Source organism: Streptosporangiales bacterium (genome assembly GCA_009379825.1).
GTDB lineage: Bacteria > Actinomycetota > Actinomycetes > Streptosporangiales > WHST01 > WHST01.
This window is the reverse complement of record WHTA01000023.1, coordinates 20,564-35,202: the sequence shown is the minus strand read 5'-3', so window position 1 is coordinate 35,202 and position 14,639 is coordinate 20,564. Positions and strand designations below refer to the sequence as shown.

At 68.8% G+C, this 14,639-nt stretch carries 12 protein-coding genes and 2 pseudogenes; 8 read left to right on the top strand and 6 right to left on the bottom strand.

The window, feature by feature from the left end; genetic code table 11:
* Window positions 1–2: 2 nt before the first annotated feature.
* Entirely contained in the window at window positions 3–1,550 is a 1,548-nt protein-coding gene (actP, locus tag GEV07_13735; GenBank protein ID MQA03728.1) for a cation/acetate symporter ActP, read from the top strand.
* A 12-nt stretch (window positions 1,551–1,562) separates the two neighbouring features.
* On the opposite strand, the pseudogene GEV07_13730 reads toward actP, so the two are convergent.
* Together GEV07_13730 and GEV07_13725 are read right to left on the bottom strand one after the other, a co-directional pair.
* A pseudogene (locus GEV07_13730) lies at window positions 1,563–2,455 on the bottom strand (SDR family NAD(P)-dependent oxidoreductase).
* A 64-nt stretch (window positions 2,456–2,519) separates the two neighbouring features.
* Window positions 2,520–3,401 (bottom strand): annotated as a pseudogene (locus GEV07_13725) (NAD(P)H-binding protein).
* An 81-nt stretch (window positions 3,402–3,482) separates the two neighbouring features.
* Between GEV07_13725 and GEV07_13720 the strand changes: the two are divergent.
* The 4 genes from GEV07_13720 to GEV07_13705 are packed head-to-tail and all read left to right on the top strand — an operon-like array spanning window position 3,483 to window position 6,725.
* Window positions 3,483–4,253, top strand: a complete 771-nt coding sequence (locus GEV07_13720) for an enoyl-CoA hydratase/isomerase family protein (GenBank protein ID MQA03727.1) — start codon at window positions 3,483–3,485, stop codon at window positions 4,251–4,253.
* Entirely contained in the window at window positions 4,253–5,173 is a 921-nt protein-coding gene (locus tag GEV07_13715; GenBank protein ID MQA03726.1) for a methyltransferase domain-containing protein, read from the top strand. The genes GEV07_13720 and GEV07_13715 overlap by 1 nt, the downstream gene beginning before the upstream one ends.
* Before the next feature lie 7 nt (window positions 5,174–5,180).
* Entirely contained in the window at window positions 5,181–6,005 is an 825-nt protein-coding gene (locus GEV07_13710) for a methyltransferase domain-containing protein (protein MQA03725.1), read from the top strand.
* 24 nt (window positions 6,006–6,029) lie between these two features.
* Window positions 6,030–6,725 (top strand): acyltransferase, encoded by a 696-nt coding sequence (locus GEV07_13705; protein ID MQA03724.1) that lies wholly within the window; start codon window positions 6,030–6,032, stop codon window positions 6,723–6,725.
* On the opposite strand, the gene GEV07_13700 is transcribed toward GEV07_13705, so the two are convergent.
* Genes GEV07_13700 through GEV07_13685 form a run of 4 tightly spaced genes read right to left on the bottom strand, consistent with a single transcriptional unit; the run spans window position 6,715 to window position 10,986 of the window.
* Window positions 6,715–7,821 carry an ATP-binding cassette domain-containing protein gene (locus GEV07_13700; GenBank protein ID MQA03723.1) on the bottom strand — a complete coding sequence of 369 codons (1,107 nt, stop codon included), beginning with the start codon at window positions 7,819–7,821 and terminating at the stop codon, window positions 6,715–6,717. The two genes, GEV07_13705 and GEV07_13700, sit on opposite strands and share 11 nt — an antisense overlap.
* Entirely contained in the window at window positions 7,818–8,657 is an 840-nt protein-coding gene (locus tag GEV07_13695) for an ABC transporter permease subunit (GenBank protein ID MQA03722.1), read from the bottom strand. The genes GEV07_13700 and GEV07_13695 overlap by 4 nt, the downstream gene beginning before the upstream one ends.
* The gene (locus GEV07_13690) at window positions 8,654–9,565 is read right to left on the bottom strand and encodes an ABC transporter permease subunit (GenBank protein ID MQA03721.1); all 912 of its coding nucleotides are present in this window, start codon (window positions 9,563–9,565) and stop codon (window positions 8,654–8,656) included. The genes GEV07_13695 and GEV07_13690 overlap by 4 nt, the downstream gene beginning before the upstream one ends.
* A gap of 5 nt (window positions 9,566–9,570) precedes the next feature.
* Window positions 9,571–10,986, bottom strand: a complete 1,416-nt coding sequence (locus GEV07_13685) for an extracellular solute-binding protein (protein ID MQA03720.1) — start codon at window positions 10,984–10,986, stop codon at window positions 9,571–9,573.
* A gap of 176 nt (window positions 10,987–11,162) precedes the next feature.
* On the opposite strand from GEV07_13685, the gene GEV07_13680 reads away from it, so the two are divergent.
* From GEV07_13680 to GEV07_13670, 3 genes are all read left to right on the top strand, one after another.
* On the top strand, window positions 11,163–12,047 hold the full coding sequence (locus GEV07_13680) for a DeoR family transcriptional regulator (GenBank protein MQA03719.1): 885 nt from the start codon (window positions 11,163–11,165) through the stop codon (window positions 12,045–12,047).
* 195 nt (window positions 12,048–12,242) lie between these two features.
* Window positions 12,243–13,634, top strand: a complete 1,392-nt coding sequence (locus tag GEV07_13675) for an extracellular solute-binding protein (GenBank protein MQA03718.1) — start codon at window positions 12,243–12,245, stop codon at window positions 13,632–13,634.
* A gap of 76 nt (window positions 13,635–13,710) precedes the next feature.
* Window positions 13,711–14,601 (top strand): ABC transporter permease subunit, encoded by an 891-nt coding sequence (locus GEV07_13670; GenBank protein MQA03717.1) that lies wholly within the window; start codon window positions 13,711–13,713, stop codon window positions 14,599–14,601.
* The last annotated feature ends 38 nt before the right edge of the window (window positions 14,602–14,639 follow it).

The following is a 14,639-nucleotide window of genomic DNA, read 5'->3' as shown; positions in this document are numbered from 1 at the left end:
ACATCTTCAGGCTTGCCGCCTTCGCGTGCCTCATCGCGCTGACCCTCGGCATCACGTACTGGGCGTCCAAACGCACCAGCACCACGACCGACTACTGGGCCGCCGGTCGCAACGTCTCCGCCACGCAGAACGGCTTCGCGATCGCCGGTGATCTGATGTCGGCGGCGACGTTCCTCGGGTTCACCGGGATGATCTTCCTCGTCGGGTTCGACGGGTGGGTCGCGCCGGTCGCCTCGGTGTTGGCCTTCCTGCTGATCCTGTTGCTGTTCGCGGAGCGGATGCGCAACGCCGGGCAGTTCACCATCGCGGACGTCCTGTCGTTCCGGTTGCGCGCGAAACCGGTGCGGGCGATGACCGCGTCGGCGAGCCTGTTCATCGTCACCATCTACCTCATCGCGCAGCTGGTCGGCGCCGGCGTGCTGATCCGTGCGCTGACCGGCCTGGAGTTCGCGCCAGCGGTGATCGTCACCGGCACGGCCATGCTCATCTACGTGATCTTCGGCGGCATGCTGGCCACGACCTGGGTGCAGATCACCAAGGCGGTGCTGTTGTTGTGCGCGGGGTTCGCGCTGACCGTCGGCGTGCTGATGCAGGTCGGCTGGAACCCGATCAACCTGTTCGACCGCGCGGCCGCGGCACACCCGCTCGAGCTCGGCTACCTCGCGCCAGGCGCATCGGAACGCACACCGATGAACACGATCTCCATCGCGTTGGCGTTCGTCGTGGGTACGGCAGCGCTGCCGCACATCCTGATGCGCTTCTTCACCGTGCCGGACTCCGGTACGGCCCGCAGGTCCGGTGCGTGGGCACTCGGCATCACGGGCACGTTCTTCTTCCTCACCTCGATCATCGGCTTCGGTGCGCGCGCCCTGCTCGGCTCCGAGGGTGAGGAGGCGGCCGGCCCGGGCGGGAACCTGGCGGTGCCACTGCTCGCCGAGCACCTCGGCGGCGGGCCGGGCACGCTCGGCGGTGACCTGTTCATGGCGTTCGTCAGCGCCGTCGCGTTCGCGACCATCCTCGCGGTGGTCGCGGGGCTGGTGCTGTCCGCGTCCGGCGCGGCGGCGCACGACCTCTGGGCGAACGTGATCAGGCGCGGGCAGGTGTCAGAACGGCAGCAGACCCGGGTGGCACGGCTGTCCGCCGGCGGCATCGGCCTGCTGGCCGTGATCATCACCCTGGTGGCCGGCCCGGACTTCAACGTCGCGTTCCTCGTCGGTCTGGCGCTCTCCGTGGCGGCGAGCGCGAACTTCCCCGCCCTCGTGCTCGCGCTGAGCTGGCGCGGTTTCACCACGGCGGGCGCCGTCATCGGGATCAGCGTCGGCCTGGTCAGCTCCGCCGTCCTGATCGGGCTCAGCCCGATCGTCTGGCCGGGCGGGCCGGAGACCGCGCCGTACCCGCTGGACTACCCGACACCGATCTCCATCCCGCTCGGCTTCCTCGCGTGCTGGCTCGGCTCGAAGCTGGGCGGGCGCGACGACGGCGACCGCAGCTTCACCGAGCTGACCGTGCGTGCGGCCACCGGGTTGGGCGCAGAACCGCGGGCGGGCTGACGGCCCGTACGGTCAGCTGGTCAGCGCGACGCTGGTGTGCCACAGGTCCACGGCCTTCGCCTGGTCGTAGGAGTCCTCGGACGACGGGAGCTCACGCGTACCGGAGAAGTACTTGCCGGTGGTGCCGGCCAGTGCGGGGTCGAGGACGAGCCGGGCGAGCGCGGCACCGGACCGCCTGGGGGTGTGCACGTTGAGCCACGGCACGGCGGCCAGCGCGGGCATCACGTACCGCCAGGCGAACGCCCGGACCGGCGGGTAGTCGCGGGCGCGCCCGGTGCCGGGCAGCTGGCCGGGGTCGAACGCGTTGAAGGTGGCGACGTCCGGCGACACCCGGCGACACCCGGCGGGCGAACTCGTAGGCGGCGAGCACGTTGCATAGCTTCGACGTGGTGTAGCGGCGCCGTCCGGCCTGGAACGGCGGCTCGGTGTCGCCGTCCGGGTAGGCCAGCTCGCGGGCGTTCGGGGTAGTGCGGCACCGGCAGGCCGGTGCGCTGGGCCGGGTCGTGGGTGGCGCTGGAGACGAACACCACCCGTGCCGGCGCCGGCATGCTCGGCAGGATCTCGCGCACCAGCAGGAAGTGCGCGAGGTGGTTCACGCCGAACGTCTCCTCGATGCCGTTGCTGGTGAACCGCGTGCCGGCGACCGTGTGCAGACCCGCGTTGCAGACCACCGCGTGCAGTGGCGGCAGCTCCCGCGCGAACCGGCGGACCTCGGCGAGCGAGCCGAGGTCGAGTCGGCGCCCGGTGGCGCGCTCGCCCAGCTCGCCGGCGGCGTCCGCGACCCCGGCGCCCGAGCGTCCGGTGACGACGACGTCCCAGCCCCCGTCGGCGACGATCGCCTTCGCTGCCTGGAACCCCAGGCTCCCCGTACCACCGGTGATCAACACCGTACGCCGGGACGTCATTCGCGACCTCCGTCCGTAGACCTGGTCGCAGCCTACGTACTGCAGGTGCCGGCGGGCCGCCGTTTCATGCTCCGTTCACCGCAGGGCGCAGATGGGCGTACGCCCATGCGGCGAGTGTGGTGGGTGTGGTGGTGACGACGTCGCGGGGGTTCTCGGCGGTGAAGCCGCTGCGCATCCCCGCGGACATGCCGACGATGCCCTCGGTCTGGCTGGCGCCGAGGCCGACGGCGCGCAATGCGGTACGCAGCCCGTCGTCGGTGATGTGCTCGACGTGGATCGGTCGGCCGAGGGCGTCGGTGAGCACCTCGCCGACCTCGGTGAAGGTCAGGTCGGCGGGACCGTGCACGGCCTGCACCTGCCGGCCCGACCAGTCGGTGGTGAGCAGGCGGGCCGCGGCGACGTCGCCGATGTCGCGCGGGTCGACCCATGCCATCGGGTAGTCCAGTGGCCACGGCGTGCGCAGCACCCCGTCGCGCAGCGCGTCGACGTCCATCAGCAGGTTGGTGAAGAAGTAGCCGCAGCGCAGGTGCAGGACGCTCGCGCCGGTGGCGTCGAGCAGCTCCTCGGTGCGGGCGAGCCCGTCGATCTCGCCGGCGCCGTGGCGCTTCTCCGCGCCGACGCTGCTCACGAACACCGTGCGGGCGACGCCGTTCTCGTGTACCGCGCGTGCGGCGTTGGCGCCGATCCGCGCGTAGCCACCGCCGGCCGGGTCGTCGTCCGCGGTCGGCGGGTCGACCCAGAACAGCGCGTCCGCGCCGCTCGTCGCGCGCACCACCGCGTCGCCGTCGCCCTGGTCGACGACGGTTACGTCGACCAGCTGCCGTACCGCTGGGTCGAGCCTGGCCGGGTCGCGGGCCAGCACGGTGGGACGTACGCCCGCCTGCAGCAGCAGCCGTACCACCCGGGACCCGACCTACCCGGTGGGTGTGGTCACCACGATCCTCATCCGGCCACTATGCCGCCGGCCACCGACAGCACGCCGCGACGCGGTACCCTCGCTGAGGTTACCGCCGGGTAAGGAGTGGTCATGGAGTTCGTACGGGTCGAGGTCGCCGACGGTGTAGCGACGATTCGCCTGGACCGGCCGAAGATGAACGCGCTGAACCGCCAGATGCAGGCGGAGATCAGTACGGCAGCCGAGGAATGCGCGTCACGTACCGACGTCGCCGCGGTCGTCGTGTACGGCGGGGAACAGGTGTTCGCCGCCGGCGCGGACATCAAGGAGATGGACGCCATGTCGTACGCCGACATGGCCACCCAGTCCGGTGACCTGCAGGCGTGCTTCACGGCGGTCGCCGAGATCCCCAAGCCCGTGGTCGGGGCGGTCACCGGGTACGCCCTCGGCGGCGGCTGCGAGCTGGCGTTGTGCTGCGACGTACGGATCGCCGCCGACGACGCGAAGCTGGGGCAGCCGGAGATCCTGCTCGGCATCATCCCCGGTGCGGGCGGCACCCAGCGGCTGTCACGGCTGGTCGGGCCGGCGAAGGCGAAGGACCTGATCCTCACCGGCCGGCAGGTCGCCGCCGACGAGGCGCAGACGATCGGGCTGGTCGACCGGGTGGTGCCAGCCGCGGACGTCTACACCGAGGCGCAGGCATGGGCCGCGCGTTTCGTCGGTGGCCCGAAGCACGCGCTCGCCGCGGCGAAGCAGGCGGTGGACCGCGGCCTGGAGGTCGACCTCGCCACCGGCCTGGAGATCGAGCGGGTGCACTTCGCCAGCCTGTTCGCCACCGAGGACAAGAAGATCGGGTTCGAGGCCTTCGTGGCGAAGAGCCGGCCCGAGTTCAAGGGCCGTTGATGGCGGACTTCGACGAGATCAGGCAGGACCCGAAGAAGGCGAACACCGTATACCACGACTGGGAGTCCGAGCACTACGACGACAAGTGGTCGATCTCCTTCGACGAGCGCTGCATCCAGTACGCTCGCGACCGGTTCATCACGGTCGCGGGCACCGAGGGCTGGCCGTACGGTAAGGCGCTCGAGCTCGGCTGCGGCACCGGTTTCTTCCTGCTCAACCTGAAGCAGGCCGGGGTGCTCGACCAGGGGCACGTCACCGACATCAGCCCCGGCATGGTGGAGGCCGCGAAGCGCAACGCCAAGGACCTCGGCTGGGAGATCGAGGGCCGGGTCGCGGACGCCGAGCGCATCCCGTACGACGACGACACCTTCGACCTCGTGGTCGGCCACGCGGTGCTGCACCACATCCCCGACGTCGAGCAGTCGCTCCGTGAGGTGGTGCGGGTGCTCAAGCCGGGCGGCAGGTTCGTGTTCGCCGGCGAGCCGACCACCATCGGCGACTTCTACGCGCGCCGGCTCGGCCGGCTCACCTGGTGGGCGACTACGAGGCTCACCCGGCTGCCGGCGCTGCGCGACAGCTGGGGCCGCAGCGAGGAGGAGCTCGCGGAGCAGTCCGAGGCCGCCGCGCTCGAGTGGGTCGTGGACCTGCACACCTTCGACCCCGAGCAGCTCGCCCGTACCTGCCTGCGCGCGGGCGCGGTCGACGTTCGTACCGAGACCGAAGAGCTCGCGGCGGCGTTCTTCGGCTGGCCGGTACGGACCTTCGAGTCCGCGGTGAACAAGGACCGGCTGGGCTGGAACTGGGCGATGTTCGCGTACCGCACCTGGCAGGCGCTCTCCGTGGTGGACAAGAAGCTGCTCGCCAAGGTGATGCCGCCCGAGGTCTTCTACAACGTGATGGTGACCGGCACGGCTCCGTGACGACCCGATGGAACCCGACCCGAGCGAGATGATGCGGGTGAACGCCCGCAACTGGGACGCCCGCACGCCGGTGCACGCCGACAGTGCGTTCTACGACCTGGCGGGGTTGCGCGCGGGCGCCGAGCGGTTGGCGCCGTTCGAGTACGAGGAGCTCGGCGGCCTCGCCGGTCGCGACCTGGTGCACCTGCAGTGCCACATCGGCACCGACACCGTGTGCCTGGCACGTGCCGGAGCGCGGGCGGTGGGCGTGGACTTCTCCGCGGAGTCGGTGACCACCGCGCGGCGCATCGCCGCCGAGTGCGCGTTGGACGTCCGCTACGAGTGCGCGAACGTCTACGACGCCGCGGCCGTGCTCGACGGCGCCACGTTCGACGTGGTCTACACCGGCAAGGGCTCGCTGGTCTGGCTGCCCGACCTACACCACTGGGCGCGGGTGGTGGCCGAGCTGCTGCGTCCGGGCGGCGAGCTCTACCTGGTGGAGTTCCACCCGTTGCTCGCCGCGTTCGCCGACGGGCAGCCCGCCGACGACCTAGTGGTCGCGTACGACTACCTCCCCGGCCGCGGGGCGGAGCGGTTGGACAGCACGCAGACGTACACCGACGGTGCGGCGCTGGCCGCGGACACCGTGTCGTACCAGTGGACACACGACCTCGGCTCAGTGGTGAACGCGGTGCTCGGCGCGGGGCTGCGGGTCACGTCGCTGGTCGAGCACGTCGTGCTGCCGTGGGACCGCTTCCCCGGCATGCTCCCGACGGGCAACGGCTGGTGGCGGTTGCCGGCGTCCCGCCCGCGGGTGCCGCTGCTCTACTCGCTGCGCGCAGTGCGGGACTGACACCGGTCGGCCGGCGCGCTACCGTTGTACGCCGTGGCCAGGTCCAGAGATCCCCGGCAGGCGCGCTTCCTCACCGTGGCGTCGCTGCGCTGGGTGCTGCGGCAGCGCGCGTGGACACCGTTCTACCTGTTGCGGTACTGGCGGTTCCTCCGCTTCAAGCTCCGCAACCCGCACGTCGTCACCGAGGGCTTCGTGTTCCTCGGCCGGCGTACCCAGGTGTACGCGCGCAAGGGGTACGGCCGGCTGGTCCTCGGCCGGTGGACGCACTTCGGCGACGGCACGAAGCTGCGGTGCCACGAGGGCAACCTGCGGGTGGGGGAGAAGGCCGTCTTCGGCCAGGACGTCAGCGTCAACTGCTACCTCGACGTCGAGGTCGGTGCATGCACGATCGTGGCGGACGACGTCTACATCGCGGACTTCGACCACAAGGTCGACGACATCAGCATCCCCATCAAGGACCAGGGCATCGTCAAGCGCCCCGTACGGGTGGGGCCGGACGTCTGGATCGGTACGAAGGTCACCGTGCTCCGCGGCACGCAGATCGGCAGGGGCGCGGTGATCGGTGCCAACTCGGTGGTCACGAAGGACGTACCCGACTACGCGATCGCGGTCGGTGTGCCCGCGCGCGTGGTGCGGTCCAGGCTGGCGGTGGATCCGGCGCCACGGCAGGAGACGCCGAAGCCCCGGCGCGGTACGGGCACCGCGCGGGTCACCCGGTAGGCGAGTCCGACAGCCGCACGCCGGACTCCGCGTCGAAGAGGTGCAGCGCCTCCGCCGGAAGCGAGAAGCTCTGCTGCCGGCCGACCTCGTACTCGACCATGCCGTCCACCTGTGCCTTGACCAGGTGTGGACCGCAGCTGAGGTTGACGATGGTCTGCTCGCCGGTCGACTCGGCCAGGAACACCTCGGCCTGGTTGTCCTTCCCGGCGAGGTCGATCTCGCGCGGGCGGAAGCCCACGGTCACCGCCTGCTCCTCGTCGGCGCGTACGTCGGGGTAGGTGGTGTCGATGCCCTCGACGGTCAGTCCCTTGCTCGACACCGTGCCAGGCAGCAGGTTCATCGGCGGCCGGCCGAGGAACGCGGCGACGTCGGTGGTTCCCGGGCGGTCGAACAGCTCCCGCGGTGGGCCGACCTGCACCACCCTGCCGTCCATGAAGACGGCCATCCGGTCGGCGAGCGTCACCGCCTCCTCCTGGTCGTGCGTGACGTAGAGGGCGGTGACGCCCAGCTCGAGCTGCAACCGCTTCAGCGTGACCCTGGTGTCCATCCGCAGCTGCGCGTCGAGGTTGGACAACGGCTCGTCGAGCAGGAACACGTTCGGGTGCCGTACGATCGCGCGGGCAAGCGCGACGCGTTGCTGCTGGCCACCGGAGAGCTGGCCGGGCTTGCGCTGCAGCAGGTGCCCCATCTGCACGCGGTCGGCGGCCTCGGTCACCCGGGCGGAGATCTCCGCCCCCGGCGTGCCGACCATCTTCAGCGGGAAGCCGATGTTCTGGGCGACGGTCATGTGCGGGTACAGCGCATAGTTCTGGAACACCATGGCGATGTCGCGGTCGCCCGGTTGCCTGCCGGTCACGTCCGCGCCGTCGAGCAGCACACGCCCTTCGTCCGGCGCCTCGAGGCCGGCGACGATACGCAGGCTGGTGGTCTTGCCGGAACCGGACGGCCCGAGGAACGCGAAGAACTCGCCCGGGTGGATCTCCAGGTCGAGCTCGTGGATCGCGGTGAAGTCGCCGTACCGCTTGGTGATGCCCGCGAGGTTGATGCTGCCGCGCGAGCCGTTGTCCACGGTACGGCCGTCAGCCGCCTCACTCATTGACGGGACCCTCCCTTGACCGATCCTGCCGTCAGGCCGCGCACGATGCCGCGCTGAGCGCCGAAGCCGAGCACGACCACCGGGATGATCGCCACGATCGCCCCCGCGGTCAGCGGCCCCCACAGCGTCTGCTCGAAGCCGATGAAGTTGTACATCTCCACCGTCACCGGGCGCACCTCGTTGCTGCCGAGGATCAGCCCGAAGACGAACTCGTTCCAGGCGTTGATGAAGACGAAGATCGCCGTGACGGAGACGCCGCCGCGCACCTGCGGCAGGATCACGTACCACAGGGCACGCAGCCGTCCCGCGCGGTCGATGAGCGCGGCGTCCTCCATCTCCCTGGGGATGTCCTCGAAGTACGGCACGAGCAGCCAGACGGCGAACGGCAGCGAGAAGCTCATGTACACGGCGATCATGCCGAGGTAGTTGCCGAACAGGTCGAGCTGCCGGAAGATGACGAACAGTGGCACCACGATCCCCATCCGCGGGATGAGGTACGTGAACAGCGTGTAGAGCGCGAGGACCGACCGGCCGCGGAAGTTCGCCCGGGCGAACGTGTACGCCATGGGAATGCCGACGGCGAGGCTGAGGACGGTTGCCCCGCATGCGATCACCGCGCTGGTCACCAGGTTGCCGAGCAGCGACTGGTCGCCGCCGAGCACCTGCTGGTAGTTGAGTCCCGTCGGCAGGAAGAAGATCCGCGGCGGGTAGACGAAGATGTCCTTGGCGAGCTTCGCCGACGTCACCGCGGTCCAGATCACCGGGAAGATCCAGGTGCCGAAGAGTACGACCCCGGCTGCGACGGCGACGACGATGCGCGCTGGTCTCGTCCTCATCGCCGCGCCCCGCGCAACCGGAAGAAGACTGCGGCGATGATGAACGTGATGGCCATGAGGATCACCGCGAGCGCGGACCCGTAGCCCATGCGCAGCTCGGTGAACGAGATCCGGTAGACGTACAGGTTGAGGATCTCCGTCGCCGTGCCTGGCCCGCCGCCGGTGGCCGCGAACAGCGCGTCGAAGGCGGACAGCGCGATCACCGTGCGGATGATGGCGACGATGACGATCGCCTGCCGCAGCAGCGGGAACGTGACGTACCAGAACCGCTTCCACGGCGACGCGCGGTCGAGCCTGGCCGCCTCCTCGAGCTCGACCGGCATCGCCGCCAGGCTCGCGGAGAAGACCAGGAAGCAGAACGGCGTCCACTGCCAGGTGTGGATGACGATCACCCACACGAGCGCGCTGACCGGCTCACCGAGCCAGTTCTGGATGCCGACGCCGAACTGCTCGGCGACGAAGCCGACGATGCCGAACTCGGGCGAGAGCAGCAGGGTGCGCCAGACCAGACCGACCACCACTGGCGCTAGCAGAATCGGCATGATCGCCATCACCCGCAGCAGCCACGCGCCGCGCTTGATGCGGTGGATCGCCAGCGCGAGCAGCATGCCCACGACGAGCTGCAGCGCGACGGTGGACGTCGTGTAGATCAGCGAGATCCCGAGGCTGTGCCAGAACCTGCCGTCGCCGAGGGCCTCCACGTAGTTGGCGAGACCGACGAAGCCGCCACTGCCGGGGTTGCTGAGGTCCCTCGAGTACAGGCTGGTGACGACGAGGTAGCACAGCGGGATGGTGGTAGTGACGAGCAGCACGATCGCGGCCGGGGCCGCGAGCACCCGACCGAAACGCTCCTGCGCGCGGACGACCGAGTCCGCGGGTGGTGGTTTCGCCGCCGCAGTTGCCGCCATACGTGTCAGGACTCTTTGACCAGTTTCGCGAGGCCCTTGTTCACGTTGTCGAGTGCCTCCTTCGGCTTCTCCTGCCCGGTGAGGGCCGACTGCACTGCGGTCGCCATCCGGTCACCGATCTTCGGCCACTCCGGCACCCGCGGCCGCCAGTCCGGGTCCTGGTCCTCGGCGAAAGCGGTGGTGAGGGTGTCGAGGAACCCGCGCCCGACGTTCTCGAACTTCTTCTTGTACGCGGACGTCTTGGTGATCGAGGTGCGGTTGACGCCGGAGCGCGCACGGGCACCGGACCAGTCAAGCGAGGTCCGCGTCTGGGTCTCCTTGCAGGTAGCCCACTGGATGAACAGCCAGGTGGCGATCTGCTCCTTGCGGCTGAAGTCGGCGTTGATCGGGAAACTCCAGTTCCAGATGGAGGAGACCCGGGTGCCGTCCGGGCCGGCCGGCCAGCGGGCGAAGCCGAGCTTCTCCGCGACCGTCGACTTGGTCTCGTCCTGGAGCACCGTGTGCGTCATCGACGCGTCGAGGTAGGACGCGACGGTGCCGCTGGCGAACGCGTCCGCGATGTCGGTCCAGTTCCAGTTGGTCGCCGACTTGGGAGCGTAGTTCTTTACGATGTCGATGTACCACTCCAGCGCCTTGACACCGGCGTCGGAGTTGACCGTGGGACGCATGTCCTTGTCGAACCACTCGCCGCCGAACTCACGGAAGATCGACGGCCAGATGTACATGTTCTGGCCGGCGCCGGGCGTGCCGCGGAGCACAGCACCCCACACGCGGTCGCCCGGCTTGTTGAGCTTCTTCGCGTTCGCCGCGTACTGCGCCAGCGTCTGCGCCGGCTTGAGGTTGGCCTCGTCGTACAGGTCGGTGCGGTAGATCTGGACGGTGACCTCGCCGTCGTACGGCATGCCGTACCAGGTGCCGTCGAGGGACACCGACTGCCGCCAGCCGGGCAGGATGTCGTCGACGTCGAGCCAGGCCTTGTCGGTGAGCTCGGGGTCGTCGAGGAACTCGGTGAGCGGGACGATCCACTTGTTCTTCGCGTAGAGCGGGTAGTACATCGGGTCGGTCGCGCTGGTGTGGTACTGCTTCCCGTCACTGGAGAAGTCGAGGATCACTTTGTGCCTGATCTGTGGTGGCGGGATCTCCTCGAACGTGACGTCGATACCAGTCAGTTTCTTGAATTGTGGTAGCAGGTCGCTCAGGTTGGCGAAGGGGTTGGCGGCGATGATCGCCACCTTGAGCTTCACGCCGCTGGCTTGCTTCCAGTCGATGTCGGCCTGCTGGTACGCCTGCAGGCTCTTCTCCGTGACCTCCTGTTGCTCACCGCCGGCGCACGAGGTGAGGAGGAGCGGACCGGCGGCCGCGGCGGTACCGACTCCCGCGACGCCGTGCAGGAACCCCCGACGAGACATGGGATCGGACATGGCAACTCCCTCGGTGCAATGTCGCGGAAGGGCGCGGGTAACGGTTGCCTGGCCGGGACGTCATGGCGGCATCATCCCGCACCTCGATCAGTCCATCACGTGGCAGTGCGTGAAATGACTTGGAACATAACAGAGCTATCTGAAAGAGAGCAAGGTTCCACGGCTGGCCACCGCGTATGTCTCGGTTGGATCACGCTGAGCGCGGCATCCTGCACTGTGAACTTCTCGCGGATCTGTGTGATCATCGATGGTGGCCCAATCCTCCGAGGAGGGAGGTCGAGGTGAGCGCGACGCGGCGACCGAGCAAGCTGGCGGAGCGGCAGGAAGAGATCGCCGACGTCATCCTCGCGCACGGCAGCATCTCGGCACAGGAGCTGGCCGCCACGTTCGGCGTGAGCCTGATGACCGTGCACCGCGACCTGGACGAGTTGGAACGCCAGGGCATCGTGCGGAAGTACCGTGGCGGGGTGACCGCGCAGCCTTCCGGGGTCTTCGAGTCGAACGTCGTGTACCGGCGCAAGCAGGCGGTCGACGAGAAGGCGAAGATCGCGAGAGCCGCGATGCGCTACGTCGAGCCCGGTATGTCGGTGATGCTCGACGACTCGACGACGGCTGCCTCGATGATCCCGTTGCTCGGCGAGCTCACCTCGTTACGGGTAGCGACCAACTACCTGCAGGCGCTCCGCGAGCTGAGCCGGAGCCGCGGGGTACAGCTGATGGGACTCGGCGGTGACTACGACCCGCTGCACGACTCGTTCCTCGGCCTGGGGTGTGTGGAGCGGATCGAGGCGATCCGCGTCGACGTGCTGTTCGTGTCGACGTCGGCGGTGGCCGACGGCGGCGCCTTCCACCAGGAGGAGCGGATCGTCGTGGTGAAGCGGGCGATGATCCGGGCCGCGACCCGGCGCTACCTGCTCGTGGACCACACCAAGCTGGGCCGGGTCGCGTTGCACCGGTTGGCGCCGCTGGCGGAGTTCGACCAGGTGATCGTCGACGACGGCGCGTCCAGGCAGCAGCTGGCCGCGCTCGAGCAGCACGACGTCTCGTACCAGATCGCCTAGCCCAGGGGGCCGCATGTGCACATCGCTACTGCTCTTGACAACGGCGCCCTCGGGCACAAAACATGTGTTAACTAAACAGTCTGTTCTGATAAGAACCGGCCTTCATAACAGCGGGACGAGGAGGTCCCAGTGGACGAGCAGCCACGGCCAGGTCGGAGACGGGCGCCGCGAGAGGCCCTCACAAGACGGCGATTTCTGCAGGCCACCGGGGTGGGCCTCGGCGCAGTGGCAGGTGTGCCGCTGCTCGACGGGTGCGGGTTCGGCGGGCAGCAGGACAAGGGCGGTTCCGAGGCCGACGAGCTCTCCGGCAGCTTCGACTGGAAGCAGTACGACGGTAAGACCATCAAGCTGCTGTTGAACAAGCACCCGTACACCGACGCGCTGAAGCAGCACAAGGCGGCGTTCGAGAAGAAGACGGGCATCACCATCCAGATCGACGAGTTCCCCGAGCAGAACTACTTCGACAAGGTGACCCTCGAGCTGAAGTCCAGGCAGGGCAACTACGACGCTTTCATGCTGGGCGCGTACATGGTCTGGCAGTACGGCCCGCCCGGCTACCTCGAGGACCTCGGGCCGTGGATGGAGAACTCGGCAGCCACGCACGGCGGCTTCGACCGGGACGACTTCTACCCGAACCTGCTCGACGCGGGGAAGTGGAACTTCAAGAACGGCAGCGCGCTCGGCGGCGGGAAGAGCCAGTGGATGCTGCCGTGGGGCTTCGAGACGAACACCGTCTGCTACCGCAAGGACGTGTTCGACAAGCTCAAGGTGGAGCCGGCGGCGACGTTCGACGACCTGATCGAGCTCGCGTCCACGGTCGCGAAGAAGGCGCCTGGCGCTGGGTTCGACGGGATGTACGGGATCTCCGTGCGGGGCACCAAGGAGTGGGCGACCATCCACCCCGGCTTCATGACCATGTACGCGCGGATGGGCCTGAAGGACTTCGAGGTGGACGGCGGCGAGCTGGTCGCCAAGGTGAACACCCCGGAGGCCGTCGAGTTCACCGACAAGTGGGCGAAGATGGTCCGCGACAGCGGCCCGAAGGGGTGGACCTCGTACACCTGGTACACCGCGTCGAGCGACCTCGGCGCCGGCAAGGCCGCCATGCTCTTCGACGCGGACATCGCGGCGTACTTCCAGAACGAGGACACGCCGGCAGCGGGCAAGCTGGCCTGGCATCCGGGGCCGAAGGGCCCGGACGGCTCGCTCGCGACGAACATGTGGATCTGGTCGCTCGCGATGAACAGCTCGTCCAAGAACAAGGGCCCCGCGTGGTGGTTCCTGCAGTGGGCGACGTCGAAGGAACACCTGCTGTGGGCGGGCACGAAGGCGCAGCACATCGACGCCGTGCGGAAGTCGGTGGCGGAGTCCGGCGGCTACCGGAAGCGGCTGTCCGCGGCCACCGACTTCATCGACACGTTCGACCAGGTGATCGACCAGACGAAGATCCAGTTCACGCCGCAGAAGAACTTCTTCGACGCGACCACGTCCTGGGCCGGTGCACTGCAGCAGATCTACGGCGGCGCGGACGCGAAGTCGACCCTGGACAAGCTGGCCGGCTCGCTGGACGAGCGGGTGAACGCCTGAGGATGGTCGGGAACGTGGTCGCGTTGGAGGCACTGTGAGCCTGGCGCCTGGGACCTCGACGGTCGGCGGCGGCGGTATCGGAGGCCAGGCGACGCGGCGTGGAAGGCTGCGCCCGTACGTGCTCGCGGTGCCGGCGGTCGTGGTCTGCGCGGGCATCCTCTACCCGTTCTTCGTCGGTGTCGGCTACACGCTGTTCAACTTCTCCGACGTGAACCCGCAGCCGAGCTTCGTCGGCCTGCAGAACTTCGCCGACATCCTCGGCAGCGGGACGTTCTGGCACTCCGCCTGGGTCACCAGCCTGTACACCATCATGGCGACGGGGATCGAGACGGTGCTCGGGGTCGGCATCGCGCTGTTGCTGTACCGGTCCACGCTGGTCGGCCGCCTCCTCGAGCGGGTGCTCATCGTCCCGCTGATGGTCGCGCCGATCATCGCGGCGATCATGTGGAAGCTGTTCCTGTTGCCGGAGATCGGCTGGGTGCGGCCGATCGTGGCGACATTCGGCTGGCAGGGCTACAGCGGCACGGACTCGCCGTTCTGGGCGTTCACCTGGTCGGTGGTGGTGGACGTCTGGCTGTACACCCCGTTCGTCGCGGTGATCGCGTTGGCCGGCCTGCGTTCGCTGCCCGGCTCGCCGTTCGAGGCGGCGGCCGTCGACGGCGCCGGCTGGTGGTTCACGTTCCGCCGGCTGACGTTGCCGATGCTGTGGCCGTACATCCTCCTCGCCGTCATCTTCCGGTCGATGGACTGCCTGAAGATGTTCGACATCATCTACGGCCTCACCACCGGCGGGCCGGGTGATGCGACGACCACCGTGCAGATCAGTGCGTACCTGGAGGCGATCACCTACGCCCGTTACTCCAGGGGCATGACGTTCATGATCGTGCTGTGGGCGGCCGTGTTCGCGATCTCGTTCGTGCTGGTGCGCTACCTGAGCAAGGTGCAGCGGCGGGCGGCGGAGGTGTGACCGTGGCGAACGGCGCGCAACAGGCCAGGCAGCAGCGC

Coding starts and splice junctions, on each gene's coding strand:
- GEV07_13720 (MQA03727.1), top strand. CDS start 3,483: ATGGAGTTCGTACGGGTCGAGGTCGCCGACGGTGTAGCGACGATTCGC.
- GEV07_13715 (MQA03726.1), top strand. CDS start 4,253: ATGGCGGACTTCGACGAGATCAGGCAGGACCCGAAGAAGGCGAACACC.
- GEV07_13710 (MQA03725.1), top strand. CDS start 5,181: ATGGAACCCGACCCGAGCGAGATGATGCGGGTGAACGCCCGCAACTGG.
- GEV07_13700 (MQA03723.1), bottom strand. CDS start 7,821: ATGAGTGAGGCGGCTGACGGCCGTACCGTGGACAACGGCTCGCGCGGC.
- GEV07_13695 (MQA03722.1), bottom strand. CDS start 8,657: ATGAGGACGAGACCAGCGCGCATCGTCGTCGCCGTCGCAGCCGGGGTC.
- GEV07_13690 (MQA03721.1), bottom strand. CDS start 9,565: ATGGCGGCAACTGCGGCGGCGAAACCACCACCCGCGGACTCGGTCGTC.
- GEV07_13685 (MQA03720.1), bottom strand. CDS start 10,986: ATGTCCGATCCCATGTCTCGTCGGGGGTTCCTGCACGGCGTCGCGGGA.
- GEV07_13680 (MQA03719.1), top strand. CDS start 11,163: ATGTCTCGGTTGGATCACGCTGAGCGCGGCATCCTGCACTGTGAACTT.